The organism is Bacteroides sp. 3_1_23, assembly GCF_000162555.1.
Classification (GTDB): domain Bacteria; phylum Bacteroidota; class Bacteroidia; order Bacteroidales; family Bacteroidaceae; genus Bacteroides; species Bacteroides ovatus.
In genome coordinates this window covers 1-14735 of record NZ_GG774961.1, presented here as the reverse complement: position 1 = coordinate 14735, position 14735 = coordinate 1, and the positions used below count along the sequence as shown (strand labels likewise).

At 38.6% G+C, this 14735-nt stretch carries 15 protein-coding genes, 2 rRNA genes and 2 pseudogenes; all 19 read left to right on the top strand.

Going from position 1 to position 14735, the window contains the following annotated elements:
• Nucleotides 1–294: ribosomal RNA gene (locus HMPREF9010_RS0124925) — 23S ribosomal RNA — on the top strand; the annotation flags it as partial.
• Between the two features lie 77 nt (nt 295–371).
• Nucleotides 372–482, top strand: a 5S ribosomal RNA gene (gene rrf / locus HMPREF9010_RS00075).
• Between the two features lie 290 nt (nt 483–772).
• Complete coding sequence (locus HMPREF9010_RS00080; RefSeq protein WP_004306908.1) at nt 773–1213, top strand: hypothetical protein; 441 nt, start codon at nt 773–775, stop codon at nt 1211–1213.
• 152 nt (nt 1214–1365) lie between these two features.
• Nucleotides 1366–2163: a MotA/TolQ/ExbB proton channel family protein gene (locus tag HMPREF9010_RS00085; protein ID WP_004306909.1), complete on the top strand. Its 798-nt coding sequence runs from the start codon at nt 1366–1368 to the stop codon at nt 2161–2163.
• A gap of 33 nt (nt 2164–2196) precedes the next feature.
• Entirely contained in the window at nt 2197–2802 is a 606-nt protein-coding gene (locus HMPREF9010_RS00090) for an ExbD/TolR family protein (RefSeq protein WP_004311924.1), read from the top strand.
• A gap of 15 nt (nt 2803–2817) precedes the next feature.
• Entirely contained in the window at nt 2818–3471 is a 654-nt protein-coding gene (locus HMPREF9010_RS00095; RefSeq protein ID WP_008652022.1) for an ExbD/TolR family protein, read from the top strand.
• Between the two features lie 26 nt (nt 3472–3497).
• Entirely contained in the window at nt 3498–4313 is an 816-nt protein-coding gene (locus tag HMPREF9010_RS00100) for an energy transducer TonB (RefSeq protein WP_008652020.1), read from the top strand.
• Between the two features lie 3 nt (nt 4314–4316).
• On the top strand, nt 4317–5261 hold the full coding sequence (locus HMPREF9010_RS00105; protein WP_004296284.1) for a PstS family phosphate ABC transporter substrate-binding protein: 945 nt from the start codon (nt 4317–4319) through the stop codon (nt 5259–5261).
• A gap of 21 nt (nt 5262–5282) precedes the next feature.
• A complete protein-coding gene (locus HMPREF9010_RS00110) occupies nt 5283–6749 on the top strand; it encodes a tetratricopeptide repeat protein (protein ID WP_008652018.1) in 1467 nt (488 codons plus the stop codon).
• A 172-nt stretch (nt 6750–6921) separates the two neighbouring features.
• Complete coding sequence (locus HMPREF9010_RS00115) at nt 6922–7767, top strand: ATP-binding cassette domain-containing protein (RefSeq protein ID WP_004327120.1); 846 nt, start codon at nt 6922–6924, stop codon at nt 7765–7767.
• Nucleotides 7768–7773: 6 nt separating this feature from the next.
• Nucleotides 7774–8625, top strand: coding sequence for a hypothetical protein (locus HMPREF9010_RS00120; RefSeq protein ID WP_008652015.1), 852 nt, complete (start codon nt 7774–7776; stop codon nt 8623–8625).
• An 11-nt stretch (nt 8626–8636) separates the two neighbouring features.
• A pseudogene (locus HMPREF9010_RS00125) lies at nt 8637–9006 on the top strand (GntR family transcriptional regulator).
• A gap of 10 nt (nt 9007–9016) precedes the next feature.
• Nucleotides 9017–9823 (top strand): hypothetical protein, encoded by an 807-nt coding sequence (locus tag HMPREF9010_RS00130; RefSeq protein WP_008652011.1) that lies wholly within the window; start codon nt 9017–9019, stop codon nt 9821–9823.
• 283 nt (nt 9824–10106) lie between these two features.
• Nucleotides 10107–10753 (top strand): annotated as a pseudogene (locus tag HMPREF9010_RS25060) (tyrosine-type recombinase/integrase).
• Nucleotides 10754–11123: 370 nt separating this feature from the next.
• The gene (locus HMPREF9010_RS00135) at nt 11124–11567 is read left to right on the top strand and encodes a VOC family protein (RefSeq protein ID WP_004306920.1); all 444 of its coding nucleotides are present in this window, start codon (nt 11124–11126) and stop codon (nt 11565–11567) included.
• A gap of 62 nt (nt 11568–11629) precedes the next feature.
• Entirely contained in the window at nt 11630–12079 is a 450-nt protein-coding gene (locus tag HMPREF9010_RS00140) for a hypothetical protein (RefSeq protein ID WP_032853010.1), read from the top strand.
• 8 nt (nt 12080–12087) lie between these two features.
• A complete protein-coding gene (locus HMPREF9010_RS00145) occupies nt 12088–12882 on the top strand; it encodes an alpha/beta hydrolase (RefSeq protein WP_004306922.1) in 795 nt (264 codons plus the stop codon).
• A gap of 134 nt (nt 12883–13016) precedes the next feature.
• A complete protein-coding gene (locus HMPREF9010_RS00150; protein WP_004306923.1) occupies nt 13017–13946 on the top strand; it encodes a hypothetical protein in 930 nt (309 codons plus the stop codon).
• 1 nt (nt 13947) lies between these two features.
• Nucleotides 13948–14394, top strand: coding sequence for a DUF6597 domain-containing transcriptional factor (locus HMPREF9010_RS00155; RefSeq protein WP_008652005.1), 447 nt, complete (start codon nt 13948–13950; stop codon nt 14392–14394).
• Nucleotides 14395–14735 lie beyond the last annotated feature (341 nt).

Genomic DNA, 14735 nt, shown 5'->3' with positions numbered 1-14735 from the left:
AACGTCGTGAGACAGTTCGGTCTCTATCTATCGTGGGCGTATGAAATTTGCGTGGCTCTGACACTAGTACGAGAGGACCGTGTTGGACTGACCGCTGGTTTACCAGTTGTGCCGCCAGGTGCATTGCTGGGTATCTAAGTCGGGATTGGATAAGTGCTGAAAGCATCTAAGTACGAAGCCAGCCACAAGATTAGATTTCTTAGGGTCGTCAAAGACGATGACGTTGATAGGATGCAGGTGTAAAGGTGGTAACATCAAAGCCGAGCATTACTAATTGCCCGTTCACTTTCTTTCGGACATGTACCGGTTGGGTATATACGTTTAGCTTGCTATACACTATGATTTTACTTTTCATCATGTCATAACCTTATTCAGGTGGTTATAGCACGAGGGTTCCACCTCTTCCCATTCCGAACAGAGAAGTTAAGCCTCGTCACGCCGATGGTACTGCGTAACAGTGGGAGAGTAGGTAGCCGCCGTTTTTAAGAAGCCCCTTGATTCATTTTGAGTCAAGGGACTTTCTGTGTTTTGGTACTTTGGTATTTATACCGCCCTTTTTAGCAGGTACAAACCGCATAATAGTTTCTTCAATAGAGATGCTTTTTTTAACAAATTAAAAGAATGTTCCCTAGAACAAAACACATTGCAACTTGTTTTTATAGTAGAGACAAATTTTTATGCTTAAATGATGTGAACAATGATACTCGTGTACATTTTATTGCTACATTTGTCGCCGAATCTATAACGAACGCTTTAAACAACTAAAAATACAATGAAACTTTCGCCGAAATTCATATTAGCTTTTGTTCTGCTGATGCTATCTTTTAGCATGGGTGGAAATGCTATGAATTTTTCGGCTTATGCTTCAAACTATGAGGCCTCTTGTCAATTATCAGAATCGTCTTCTGATGTTAATCGTAATTCTTCTGTAGATAATCAGTCGGTTAGTTATGATAACTCGCAGTCATTAACTATTTCTGATGTAGAATTAGGATTTAAATTAGTAACTGAATCAAACTCTAATAATTATCGCCTGCGTAGAATCATTGAAATCAATGACTCATTGAAAGACGTTATGCATAAGTTTCTCGTGTTAAGAGAGAATTCTTTAGTATTAGATCAAAGTAAATCTTTTTATTCGGATAAGGATCCACATTACTCCATTACGTGTAGCGATTACTATGTGTTCGCTCTAAGACATATCCTTATTTAGTTTATTTCCCCCTATTATCCGTTTTTTTCGTACTCTGTATGAACTGTGTGACTTTTTCCTTTTAAAAGTTGCAGGGTCTGTAGCGCAGTGTGCCTAATCGAAATTTTTACTTCCTAAATAACTAAAATTAATTTCTTAACAAAAAACTTATTATGGAAACTACTAAAAAAACTCAAGTTGTAGGTATAAAAAATGCCGGTATCGTAATCATCTGCTGTTTAGTAATAGCTGTATGTATCTTCCAATTCCTATTAGGTAACCCGTCCAACTTTATGAACAATGACCCGAACAATCACCCGTTGAACATGTTGGGTACTATTTACAAAGGTGGTATCATCGTACCTATTATCCAGACATTGTTGTTAACCGTACTTGCTTTGAGCATCGAACGTTATTTCGCTCTTCGTTCTGCTTTCGGTAAAGGTTCATTGTCTAAGTTTGTAGCTAACATCAAAGACGCTTTAGCTGCCGGTGACATGAAGAAAGCACAGGAAATCTGTGACAAACAACGTGGATCTGTTGCTAACGTAGTAACTTCTACTTTGCGTAAGTATGAAGAAATGGAAAAGAACACATCTCTTCCTAAAGAACAGAAGCTGTTGGCTATCCAGAAAGAACTTGAAGAAGCTACTGCTTTGGAAATGCCGATGATGCAACAAAATCTTCCGATCATCGCTACCATCACCACTCTGGGTACATTGATGGGATTGCTTGGTACTGTAATCGGTATGATCCGTTCATTTGCTGCTTTGTCTGCTGGTGGTGGTGCTGACTCTATGGCTTTGTCACAAGGTATCTCTGAAGCTTTGATTAATACTGCTTTCGGTATCTTGACTGGTGCATTGGCTGTTATTTCTTACAACTATTACACTAACAAAATCGATAAATTGACTTACGGACTCGACGAAGTCGGATTCTCTATCGTGCAAACTTTTGCTGCTACTCACTAATTCTGCGAACCCTTATAAAATCTATTATTAATCATGGGTAGAGCGCAAATTAAAAAGAAAAGTACGTTCATAGATATGACAGCTATGAGTGACGTTACTGTATTGCTTCTGACTTTCTTTATGTTGACTTCAACATTTGTGAAGAAAGAACCAGTACAAGTTACCACTCCGGCTTCCGTATCGGAAATCAAGATTCCGGAGACGAATGTACTCCAGATTCTGGTTGATCCGGAAGGAAAAATATTTATGAGCCTCGACAAGCAGCAGGATATGCAGGCTGTATTGGAGAGCATGGGTGAAGAGTATGGCATTAAGTTTACTCCGGAACAGGAGAAGAGATTTATCTTGTCTTCTACTTTTGGAGTACCTATCAGAAGTATGCAGAAATATCTTGATCTCCCGGAAGATCAACGGGATAAGATCCTAAAGAATGAAGGTATTCCATGCGATAGTGTTGACAATCAGTTTAAATCGTGGGTACGTAATGCACGTGCCGCTAACGCTGATCTACGTATTGCTATCAAGGCAGACGCTACAACTCCATACTCAGTGATAAAGAACGTTATGAACTCACTTCAGGATTTGCGGGAAAATCGGTACAATCTGATTACTTCTCTCAAGGCAGAATCTGAAAATTAAAAAGGAGGAAATACAATGAGTGCTGAAGTACAAGAGAGCGGCGGAAAAAGAGGAAAGAGCAAGCAAAAGAAAATGACTGTCCGGGTGGACTTTACACCGATGGTGGACATGAACATGTTGCTGATTACTTTCTTTATGCTTTGTACCACACTGAGCAAACCTCAGACGATGGAGATAAGCATGCCGAGTAATGACAAAGATATAACTGAAAACCAAAAGAGTATGGTGAAGGCTTCACAAGCAATTACGTTATTGCTGGGAGCTGATAACAAACTCTATTATTACGAGGGAGAACCTAACTATAAGGATTATACCTCGTTGAAAGAAACTAGCTACGGTGCAGATGGACTGCGTGCCGTACTTCTTCAGAAGAATGCTGTTGCTGTCAATAAAGTAAGAGAATTGAAGCAGCAAAAACTTGATCTTAAGATCACGGATGACGAATTTAAGAAGCAGGTTTCTAAGATAAAGAGCGGAAAGGATACACCGACCGTGATTATCAAAGCTACCGATGATGCTTCTTATATGAATCTGATTGACGCGCTGGACGAAATGCAGATATGTAATATTGGTAAATATGTGATAACAGATATTGCTGAAGCTGATGAATTCTTGATTAAGAATTATGATGCGAAAGGTGAATTGTCACAAAACTTGGCCGATAATTGATGTAACACCTAAAAAAGAAAAGTAAAATGGCAAAATTAGATTTAGCTTCTTCGGAATGGTGTCAACTGATTTTTGAAGGCAAAAACCAAGCATACGGCGCATATAGAATGCGTGCCAATTCAACAAAACGACATAATGTCGCTATGTTGATTGTAGTGGTCATAGCAGCGGTTGGATTTAGTATCCCTACACTGCTTAAGTTGGCAACTCCGGAGCAGAAAGAAGTGATGACAGAAGTAACTACTCTGTCAAAATTGGAAGAACCTGAAATCAAACAGGAAGAGATGAAACGCGTAGAACCGGTTGCACCTCCTCCCCCTGCATTGAAGAGTTCTATCAAGTTTACAGCTCCTGTCATCAAGAAAGATGAAGAAGTGCATGAAGACAATGAAATCAAGAGCCAGGAAGATTTGAATGCTACCAAAGTATCCATCTCTATTGCCGACGTAAAAGGTAATGACGAGGCTAATGGTAAAGATATCGCAGACCTTAAGCAGGTGGTAACACAGGCTGCACCGGAACCGGAAAAGGTTTTCGATATGGTAGAACAAATGCCGACTTTCCCTGGTGGACAGACTGAATTGATGGCTTATCTGGGTAAGAATATCAAATATCCGACTATTGCACAGGAGAATGGAACACAAGGTCGCGTTATCATACAGTTCGTTGTTGAACGTGATGGTTCTATTTCTGACGTACATGTGGCTCGTGGTGTAGACCCTTATCTGGATAAGGAAGCTGTTCGTGTGGTAAAAAGCATGCCGAAATGGCTCCCTGGTAAGCAGAATGGAAAATCGGTACGTGTGAAGTTCACCGTTCCGGTAATGTTTAGATTACAATAAAAGATGATGAAGAGACAATTTAGGCTGATAGGACTGGTAGCGTTGGTGGTTTTGAGTGCTTGTAACTCAAAATCGAAAGGACCGACGGATACTTATTCTTCCGGTGTGGTATCTATCGCAGCGGATGAGAGTTTCGAACCTATCATACAAGAAGAGATAGAGGTGTTTGAAAGTCTGTACCCTTTGGCCGGGATTGTCCCTCGCTACACAACTGAAGTGGAAGCGATAAATTTACTTCTGAAAGACAGTGTCCGGTTGGCTATTGCAACCCGGACACTGACTAAGGAAGAAATGAATTCATTCCACAGCCGTAAGTTTTTCCCTCGCGAGATAAAATTGGCTACGGATGGTCTGGCATTGATCGTGAATCGTGCTAATCCGGATTCTTTGTTGAGTGTACGTGATTTCCGCCGCATCCTTACCGGTGAGGTGAAAAACTGGAAAGAGGTTAATCCGAATTCCCGTTTGAAAGGGATTCAGGTAGTGTTCGATAATAAGAACTCCAGTACCGTACGTTTTGCAATGGACTCAATCTGTGGTGGAAAAGAGTTGGCTGAAGGTAACGTCAGTGCCTTGAAAACCAACCAGCAGGTGATAGATTATGTAGCGAATAATCCCGACGCTATGGGAGTTGTTGGAGTAAACTGGTTGGGGAACCGCAGTGATACAACCAATCTTTCTTTTCGTGAAGAGATCAGAGTGATGTCAGTGAGTGCGGAGGATGTAGCAACTCCTGCAAACAGTTATAAACCTTATCAGGCTTATTTGTTTTATGGAAACTATCCGTTGGCACGTTCTATTTATGCATTACTGAATGATCCCCGTAGTGGGCTGCCTTGGGGATTTGCTTCTTTTATGACATCCGACAAGGGGCAGCGGATTATATTAAAATCCGGACTCGTTCCGGCTACACAGCCGGTGCGTATTGTCCATGTGAAAGACGAATAATAACTAAAATTAGAGACTATCATGAAACGAGTACAAATGTTTTTAGCTGGAGCGTTTATAGCAGTAGGGTCGCTCTGCGCGCAATCAACCGATGCCGAGTGGCAGGCGGAAGTCGCCAAATTGAAAGAAACTATTCAGACGAATCCGGCACAGGCTGCTGAAGATGCCGAACATCTGATTAAAGGAAAGAATAAAAAGAATGTGGAATTGCTGGTAGCTATCGGAGATGCATATCTGAATGCTGACAAGATTCCCGAAGCGCAGGAGTATGCAGCTCTTGCCCGAAAAGCGAATGGTAAATCGTCACTTGCTTCTGTATTGGAAGGAGATATTGCCGTGAAACAGAAAAATGCGGGTCTTGCTTCTCAAAAATATGAGGAGGCGATTTATTTTGATCCGAAATGTACGGAAGCTTATCTGAAATATGCAGATATTTATAAATCAGCCAATGCAAATCTTGCCATTGAGAAGCTGAATCAATTGAAAGACCTGGAACCGTCCAACACAGCCGTAGACAAAAAACTAGCCGAGATTTATTATTTGAAAAATGATTTTAGTAAAGCGGCAGGAGCTTATGCGAATTTTGCAATGGGGCCGACTGCTACGGAAGAAGATTTGGTGAAGTATGCGTTTGCTTTATTTTTGAACCATGATTTTGAGAAATCGCTCGAAGTGGCTAATATGGGATTGCAAAAGAATGCCCATCATGCTGCGTTCAACCGTTTGGCAATGTATAACTATACTGACTTGAAGCGTTTCGACGAAGCGATAAAGGCAGCGGATATCTTCTTCAATGAATGTGAAAAAGCCGATTATTCGTATTTGGATTATATGTATTATGGACATCTGTTGGAGAGTCTGAAAAAATATGATGATGCAGTAGTACAATATGAGAAAGCGGTAAAGATGGATCCGACGAAGACGGATTTATATAAGAATATCTCTTCTGCTTACGAACAGAAGAATGATTATAAAAAAGCAATCAGTGCTTACCAGAAATATTATGCATCTCTTGATAAGGAAAAACAGACTCCGGACTTACAGTTCCAGTTTGGTAGACTTTATTACGGTGCTGGTACGCAACCTGATTCATTAGCAATCACTGTTGAAGAACGCAAGCAGGCGTTAATGTCCGCCGATTCTGTTTTCCATGCAATTGCGGAAGCAGCGCCGGACAGCTATTTGGGTAACTTCTGGAGAGCACGTGCCAATTCTGCACTTGACCCTGAAACAACTCAAGGACTTGCGAAACCTTTCTATGAGGAAGTAGCCGCTTTATTGGAAAGCAAAAACGATCCTCATTACAATTCAGCTTTGGTTGAATGCTACAGTTATCTTGGATATTACTATTTGTTAGCTATCGAAAATCCGGCATTGAAAGCCGAAGCAAAGGCTAATAAAGATAAATCCATAGAATACTGGAGTAAAATTCTGGCTATAGACCCCGCTAATGCTACTGCTAAAAGGGCATTGGATGGCATCAAATAGTGAATAATTTTAGTTGTTTGTCGTGACAGGAGGAGTGGAGAGTGATCTTAGCTCCTCCTTTTTTTGCACTTTTTTCTCCTTTTCTATTGGAATATTCAAAAGATTACCTACTTTTGTGGTGTACTATTACACTAATACACCTAAAGATCATTATTCATTAAACAGAAATACTATGATTACAGTAGAAAATCTTTCATTTACTTATCGTAAATCGAAGCGTGCGGTACTACGTGATTTTTCGCTTTCGTTCGAATCCGGCAGGGTATATGGACTGTTGGGAAAGAATGGTGCGGGAAAATCTACTCTTCTCTATCTGATGTCCGGCTTGTTGACTCCTAAAAACGGCAAAGTGATGTTTCACGATACAGATGTACGCCGTCGGTTGCCGGTTACTTTGCAGGATATGTTTTTAGTTCCCGAAGAATTTGAGTTGCCTTCGGTTTCTTTGGTCAGCTATATTGAGTTAAACAGTCCTTTTTATCCTCGTTTCAGTAAGGAAGAGATGATTAAATATCTCCATTATTTTGAGATGGATATAGATATTGATCTCGGATCGCTTTCTATGGGGCAGAAAAAGAAAGTGTTCATGAGTTTTGCGCTTGCTACGAATACCTCTCTTTTGTTGATGGATGAACCGACCAACGGGCTGGATATTCCAGGCAAAAGTCAGTTCCGTAAGTTTATAGCATCGGGTATGTCGGATGATAAGACGATTGTGATTTCCACGCATCAGGTTCGTGACATCGACAAAGTGCTCGATCATGTGTTGATTATGGATGACAGCCGTGTGTTGCTGGATGAATCGACAAGTAGTATTTGTGACAAACTTTTCTTTGTGGAGAGTGATGATCGGGAATTGGCCAAAAGTGCGCTTTTTGCAATTCCTACTATTCAGGGTAACTACCTGATCCTTCCTAACGAAGAACAGGAAGAATCGGAATTAAACCTGGAACTTCTTTTTAATGCTACGCTGGCTGCTCCTGGAGAGATAGCCCGATTGTTTCACACTCAAAAATAAAAGACGATGATAAAAGATACTTTTTTCAGTTTGCCTCGTTTTATAAATCTCTGCCGTAAGGAGATGGTGGAGAATTGGAGATCGAATGTGCTTCGTATGGTGTTGATGTATGGAGTGATGGCAGTGGTAATGGTTTGGAACGGATATTTTAAATATAGGTATCACAATACGGCTTATTTTATTCGTCATGCAAATGCTGATCCTGCCTGGGAGTTTATACTGATATCTTTTTTATGTTTTCTATTCGCTTTCGGGTGTTTGAGTGCATCGTTGCTGATGGAAAAGATGAAGAATAAGACTAGTCGGCTCTCTGCATTAATGGTGCCGGCCACTCCTTTTGAGAAGTTTTTTTCTCGTTGGCTGGTATCAACCATCGTATTTTTAGTTGTTTTTCTGATTGCTTTTAAATTGGCTGATTATACACGGGTATCGATTTATTCGCTTATTTATCCGGATGCAAAAGGGGCGATACTTCCTGTCAATCTGGGATATTTAGTAGGCAGCGGGAAACGGTGGTTTTTATTCAATGAAATGTATGAGTTGATATTTGTCCTTTCTATTTATTGCTTTATACGGTCATTGTTCGTACTAGGTAGTTCTGTCTGGCCAAAGAATTCATTTCTCAAGACTTTTGTTACTGTTACCATTATTGTTCTGATTTATGTAGTGGTAGGAATAGTGGTGGGGAATATGTTATTTAATGGAAGCAACAATAGGGATTGTAGCTATATTTTTTCTTCTATAACGGAGCAACAAGCTTTTACCTTGGCATCCATTGCCTTTGTGCTTTTTGCATTAGTAAATTGTACGCTTGCCTATTTCCGTTTTAAGGAGTCCGAAATAATTCAACGCATGTAATAATTTAGCCTATGAATTTTAAAGAAAGTAAAGCTATTTATTTGCAGATCGCTGATAGGATTTGTGATGAGATACTTCTGGGGCAATTGGGGGAAGAGGAACGCATCCCGTCTGTCAGAGAATATGCTGCTATTGTGGAAGTAAATGCCAATACAGTGATGCGTTCATTCGATTATCTCCAGTCACAGAATATTATTTATAATAAACGCGGCATTGGTTATTTTGTCGCTACCGGTGCAAGGGAATTGATTCATTCTTTGCGAAAGGATATTTTTTTTGAAGGAGGAATTGGATTATTTTTTCAGGCAGATCAAGACGTTGGATATTCCTATCAAAGAGATAACCGATATGTATCGGGAATTTTGTAAAAAAGAAAAGTAAAACAAATATTATGAAACGTACAACTTATATATTAATAGGGCTTTTTGTAGCCGGATTTTGCATGCTGGTAGGCGGAATGTTTGTGATGTATTGTCTGGGGAAACCATACTTTTCCAATCAAATAAACCTGCAAGGAGAACAGCTAGTCCAAGAACTGCCGACTTGTCGGGTGATCTGGATGACTCAAACAGAGATGAATACGGAAGAACGTGGTATTTGGCTGGCAAATTCTCTCTTGGGAGTTTTGCCTTCAAAAGGAGAGAAGAATACGTTCTCTTGTTCAGAGAAAGTAAATGAATATCTGAAAATGACTGTTATGGGAGATACATTGAAGATCGTTTTGGACTATTCTCTGATTGATTTTCCACAAGAGTTTAAAGAGTCTAAATATGTGGGAATGATTACAGGAGATATGCAACTGAATTTGACATCCAAAGTGGAATGTGTTATAAATGATATTTATATGCAGAAGATAGCTCTCAAAAAACTGACAAAGGATTCCATTTCCATCGATACTCCTAATTCTATCATGGTAGATTCTTGTGATTTTAGAGCTTTGAGTGTCATTAGGGGTGGTAGAAATGTGGAATTCCAAAGTGGAAATATCAATAATCTGCATTTGAATTTAAATAGGATGAATGATTGGTCTGTGAATGTTGAAGAATGTCATATTGATACAGAATATTTAACAGGTCAAAATGTTAGTGTACAACTTCAAAAGGGAGAGTGCCGGCGTATGTTTTGGATTCCCGAGAAAGATGATTCTAAGTTGAAGGTCACATTAACTGAAAAAGCCTGTGTGACCGTAATGGAATAATCCGGTGGACGTATAAAATAAAAGTCTGATAAAAAAGCAAGTTTCAGCCAAACGAGGACAACCGCCTGATAATGTGCGGGAAACGCTCTTTGTTTGGCTTTTCTTCTGGACGGCAAAAGCCACCGATAGACAAAGGTAAGACAAAGTTAGGTTACCACATCATTACCAACGGTAAAAATGCAAATCGGCTATAAGTCGCTAATTGTCTGCTTCTTGCGTTAAGTTGCGTAACCTCTTGTAACTCAAAGTAAACTAATTTTGTAATCTGTAAACTTTGAGTAAGATGAGAAGTACCTTTAAAATTTTGTTCTATCTCAAAAAGAACAACCCCAAACCCAACGGAACAGTTCCAGTAATGGGAAGAATCACGATTGACGGAACAATCAGCCAGTTCAGTTGTAAGATGAATATATCGCCCAACCTTTGGGATACCAAAGCCGGAAGGCTGACAGGTAAAAGTACATTAGCGGTAAAAACCAACCTCGCTTTGGATAAAATCCGTGTCGATATTAACCGCCACTATTAGGAAGTAATGCAAACGGACGGCTTTGTTACGGCTGATAAGGTAAAGAACGCTTATTTAGGGTTAGGAGTAAAGCAAGATACATTTTTAACCCTCTTTGCCAAACATAACCAAGAATTTTCCCTGTACCGGGTAATGGTACTTGTAATGCCATATTAAAAAAGATAGGCAAGCAATGCGGGATTAAAACACGGCTGACCTACCATGTCAGTAGGCATACTTTCGGAACTTTATTGACTATCTCACAGGGAGTTCCGATAGAAACCGTTAGCCGAATGATGGGGCATACCAATATTAAAACAACCCAAATCTATGCCAAGATAACCAAAGAGAAAATAAGTCAGGATATGGAAGCCCTATCCCATAAATTAAAAGGATTGGAAATGCAGATAATTGAAAGAATGTGAATCAAACAAGAATTTTATTGATAAAATTGATTCATTTTTACACTCTTTGATTTGATATATGGAGTTACCTTTGCAAAGAACAATAAGTATATTAAAATGATACGATTACAAAATATAAACCTAACTTCTACTGAAGCAATACAGAGATTAGCTAATAATCACGCAATCGCTGTAAACCTACGGGATGCGTTTCCGTATCCTTATACGATTGAGGATGCTATTACAGTATGTTATATAAACTTTCAAAATTAAAACGTCAGTGAATCACACAGTGTAAGAACATGAAGGTAATCATTACGAGGTCAACAGGAATAGTCGGTTATAAAATTGCTGACGAAAGAATATTAATAACTATAAAAATTATAAAACAATGAAATTTAGTAACGTAAGATTATTAGTTAAAGATTTTGCTAAGTGTTTTAAGTTTTATTCCGAGCAACTAGGTCTGGAACCGGCTTGGGGTGACGAGAACAGTGGGTATGCCTATTTTAAGGTAGCAGACGGAATAGAAGGATTTGCTCTTTTTGTATCCGATTGGATGGCTCCGTCTGTAGGCAACGCAGATAAAGAATTGCCTGTAGGATATCGGGAGAAATCACTTGTGGCATTCAGTGTGGATAATGTTGATGATACTTATAGAGCATTGAAAGAAAAGGGTGTGATATTTGTTAACGAACCTACCGATATGGCTGATTGGGGGAGCCGCACGGTACTTTTGCGTGATCCTGAAGATAATTTAATAGAACTTTTTTCACCATTGGCTCCGGAACAATGGAGTGAAGAACTAATAGAAGAAAATAAGAAGTACGAGTAACAGGGCTATATATAACGGTTCATAAACAGAGAAAATAAAAAAAATAATTATACTTGAATAAAATGGTACACTTAGTTTATTGTGACGATAAAGCCAAAGCATTAGATAAAATAATGAATGGCAGTAAAATAATGATCGTTCGTGGAGCGGCAGGAAGAAAAATCCCCCACAGCCGGGTAAACGAAGGTGAAATACTCTACTTCATGCAGAAAGATTCGAAGAAAATCTCTGCTAAAGCCATGGTAACCCATGTAGACAACTATACCAAACTTACCGATTCGGAGATTATCGAAAAACTAAATAACCCTAAACTCGACCTGACAGACAAACAAAAGGAACGCTGGCATAAGAAATGCCTGATATTGGTAGAGTTTTCCGGCTTGGAGAAGATTGAACCTGCACTTGATTTTGAACATCAAGGAAATATGGATGATTGGTTGATTATCGAGAAAATCGAAGATGTACTTGTGGGAACAAGCATTCCCTATAATTACGAAAAAAGTAAGTTTTAATAAGGACAATGATTAAATTGAAAGTAGAAAAAGTAGATTTATATAGTAACATCCTTGAAAAAGAGATGTCAATGCTAGTGTATTTACCCACAACCTATAATCATCTCGATTCACTTCCTGTGTTATACTTTTTACACCAAAGAAGGGGTGATGAAAATATAATGTTTGAAATTGATATACATACAACAGCAGATAAATTGATAGAAACAGGGAAAATAGAGCCGATGATAATTGTATGTCCGAGAATGGAAAACAGCCGTGGCGTAAACTCGTCCATAGTCTGTAAGGAAATCCCTGACCCTGTAAAATCTCATAGAACGATACATTTAGGGAGATATGAAGACTACTTTATAGATGAGATAATACCTTTCATAGATAAAACGTTCAAAACCATAAATGACAGGAAAGGCAGATACATCGGTGGTGCTTCCGCAGGAGGATATACCGCTTTACACAATGCATTCAGGCATCAGGATAAGTTTTCGAAAGTTGGAGGACACATGCCTGCATTACTGCTCGAACTCGAAGATGAATATAAATCCTTTTACAGAGATATGAATGATTGGGAAAAGTATGACCCGCTATATATTGCAAAGCACAATGATATTTCTTCTGAAATGAAGGTTTATCTTGATGCAGGAGAAAAGGATGAGGGCAGGTTTTATGAAGGGGGCTCCATTCTTCACAATATGCTAAAGAAAAAAGGAGTAAATACTCAAAATTACCTGTTTCCGGGACATCACAATACGGAATATGTACAATCCAATGTTAGCAAGTATCTGGAATTTTACGGTTCTATTTGAGATACTTTAATTTAACTCATAAAAAACAATTCAAATCTAGAAAAAGTGGGTTTTGAAAAAGAGGCTGTTATTAAATCCTCAGTAATAAAAGAGGGGAAAATAATTGATGAACATTTATACAGTATTAGAAAGACATGAAAAAAGATATAGGTGAACATATTATCAGCAAATTGGATTTACCGGATATAGTTAAGATACTATCCGATGAATTAAGTGGGTCGGAACTGAACACTATTTTATTGGAGGTTTTTAACAGGCGCATCCAGCAAGAAACGCCCTCGTCTTTATTAAATAAATACGAGGGGAATAAACTTGTCAAACCTGCCAATATAGATGTTTTAAGGTACAAAGAACAAGAATTGACGTGCTATAAAGTATTAGCCAGCAGAGGATTTGAACCGATAGAACATTCTCCTGCCGCACAGTTGGGAACGAGTAGTGTTGTTGCTACCGTAGACCAAAAGAAAGTGTTGACAGCTTTAAGAAATACAGAAATGCAGGCAGACCCAACCAATGCAACAGCCTTGCATTATGCTTCATTAAAGAAAAAAGGCGGATTAGATAGCCGAACCTACAACTACAGTAATATTTCACGGATTATTCGAACACAGGTATTTGACAATCCTAATTTCACTCCTCATTTTTCAGTTATTTGCCTGATTTCCTGTGGTAAAGATACAGGGAGTTTTAATTTTGAAAAAGAGGAACTACTTAAACACCTGACAGCATCGTATGACGTTTTACGAAGTTACAGCTTTGAACATATATACTTCGAGATTATCCCATGCAAAGGGTATGACGGTCAAAGCCCATTAATTACAGAGTCAATATCATATGTTCAGAAAAACAGCGACCATATAAAAGTATCGGTTGTCGAACCCGACTATGAAAATAACTATTACTATGGCTTTCGGATAAAAGCAAAAATAGTAGTAGGCGAGAATGTGATTGAGATTGGCGACGGTGGGTTGCTCGACTGGACGCAACAACTTCTAACCAACAGGAAAGAACGCATGATGACAATGGGTATTGGCTTTTCGGTACTACATATAATAACAAAATAACATGGTAAAGGGCAAGGTCATATTTGAAGATGAAGAAAAAATAGAGATTAAATATCCCTGTTTTGAACTAAAGGATATTGTCGAGTATTATTTCGAAATAAAAACTCCGGACAATTCTATAAATCCGTTCTCACTTATAGCTTTGCCCAATGCTAATATTATAGTTTCAGTTTACTTGTCAGACAAGAGCCAAACATTCAAAGTTCATCGTGGACAGGGTATGTCTGATACATCAGGAGATAAAATCTCCGGCAGTTTGACAGACGCAATCGCCGTGATACACGCTCCCGGAACCCATGAATTTTCAATAAAATTCAAGCCGGGAGTTTTATACTCCTGTTTATCCGAAGATATTCCGACTTTGGTAGATAATAGCTTGCCATTGCAAAAATATCTAAATCAAAAAATGGCACTTAGACGATACCGACACCACAAATTATTATTATAATTTTTAGTTATAGCTACCGTCTATATGCATTTTAATTAGTTAATAAAAAAGCTCTTTCTAGTTGGTGTTAACTGGAAAGAGCCTGTTTCTTTTTCGACTGCTAAGATAGCAATTTATTTATTAATTTACAAACTTCTATTGTTTTATTTCTGTGCTAAATTATAAATTCTAATTTTGAGATTTAGTGATATTTCTATTATCACCATTATAAAAAAGTAGACTAATAAACTAACTATCGTTCCTATTATGCCTACCATAATGAGGGTAAAAAGCTCTTCTGTAAAATGTTTTTTGCACCTATCATTAAAGCTCCAAATACACAAATAGCATTTCCTATTAAT

Coding starts and splice junctions, on each gene's coding strand:
- HMPREF9010_RS00120 (WP_008652015.1), top strand. CDS start 7,774: ATGATAAAAGATACTTTTTTCAGTTTGCCTCGTTTTATAAATCTCTGC.
- HMPREF9010_RS00150 (WP_004306923.1), top strand. CDS start 13,017: ATGAAAAAAGATATAGGTGAACATATTATCAGCAAATTGGATTTACCG.
- HMPREF9010_RS00105 (WP_004296284.1), top strand. CDS start 4,317: ATGATGAAGAGACAATTTAGGCTGATAGGACTGGTAGCGTTGGTGGTT.
- HMPREF9010_RS00135 (WP_004306920.1), top strand. CDS start 11,124: ATGAAATTTAGTAACGTAAGATTATTAGTTAAAGATTTTGCTAAGTGT.
- HMPREF9010_RS00155 (WP_008652005.1), top strand. CDS start 13,948: ATGGTAAAGGGCAAGGTCATATTTGAAGATGAAGAAAAAATAGAGATT.
- HMPREF9010_RS00090 (WP_004311924.1), top strand. CDS start 2,197: ATGGGTAGAGCGCAAATTAAAAAGAAAAGTACGTTCATAGATATGACA.
- HMPREF9010_RS00100 (WP_008652020.1), top strand. CDS start 3,498: ATGGCAAAATTAGATTTAGCTTCTTCGGAATGGTGTCAACTGATTTTT.
- HMPREF9010_RS00095 (WP_008652022.1), top strand. CDS start 2,818: ATGAGTGCTGAAGTACAAGAGAGCGGCGGAAAAAGAGGAAAGAGCAAG.
- HMPREF9010_RS00130 (WP_008652011.1), top strand. CDS start 9,017: ATGAAACGTACAACTTATATATTAATAGGGCTTTTTGTAGCCGGATTT.
- HMPREF9010_RS00115 (WP_004327120.1), top strand. CDS start 6,922: ATGATTACAGTAGAAAATCTTTCATTTACTTATCGTAAATCGAAGCGT.
- HMPREF9010_RS00140 (WP_032853010.1), top strand. CDS start 11,630: ATGGTACACTTAGTTTATTGTGACGATAAAGCCAAAGCATTAGATAAA.
- HMPREF9010_RS00145 (WP_004306922.1), top strand. CDS start 12,088: ATGATTAAATTGAAAGTAGAAAAAGTAGATTTATATAGTAACATCCTT.
- HMPREF9010_RS00110 (WP_008652018.1), top strand. CDS start 5,283: ATGAAACGAGTACAAATGTTTTTAGCTGGAGCGTTTATAGCAGTAGGG.
- HMPREF9010_RS00080 (WP_004306908.1), top strand. CDS start 773: ATGAAACTTTCGCCGAAATTCATATTAGCTTTTGTTCTGCTGATGCTA.
- HMPREF9010_RS00085 (WP_004306909.1), top strand. CDS start 1,366: ATGGAAACTACTAAAAAAACTCAAGTTGTAGGTATAAAAAATGCCGGT.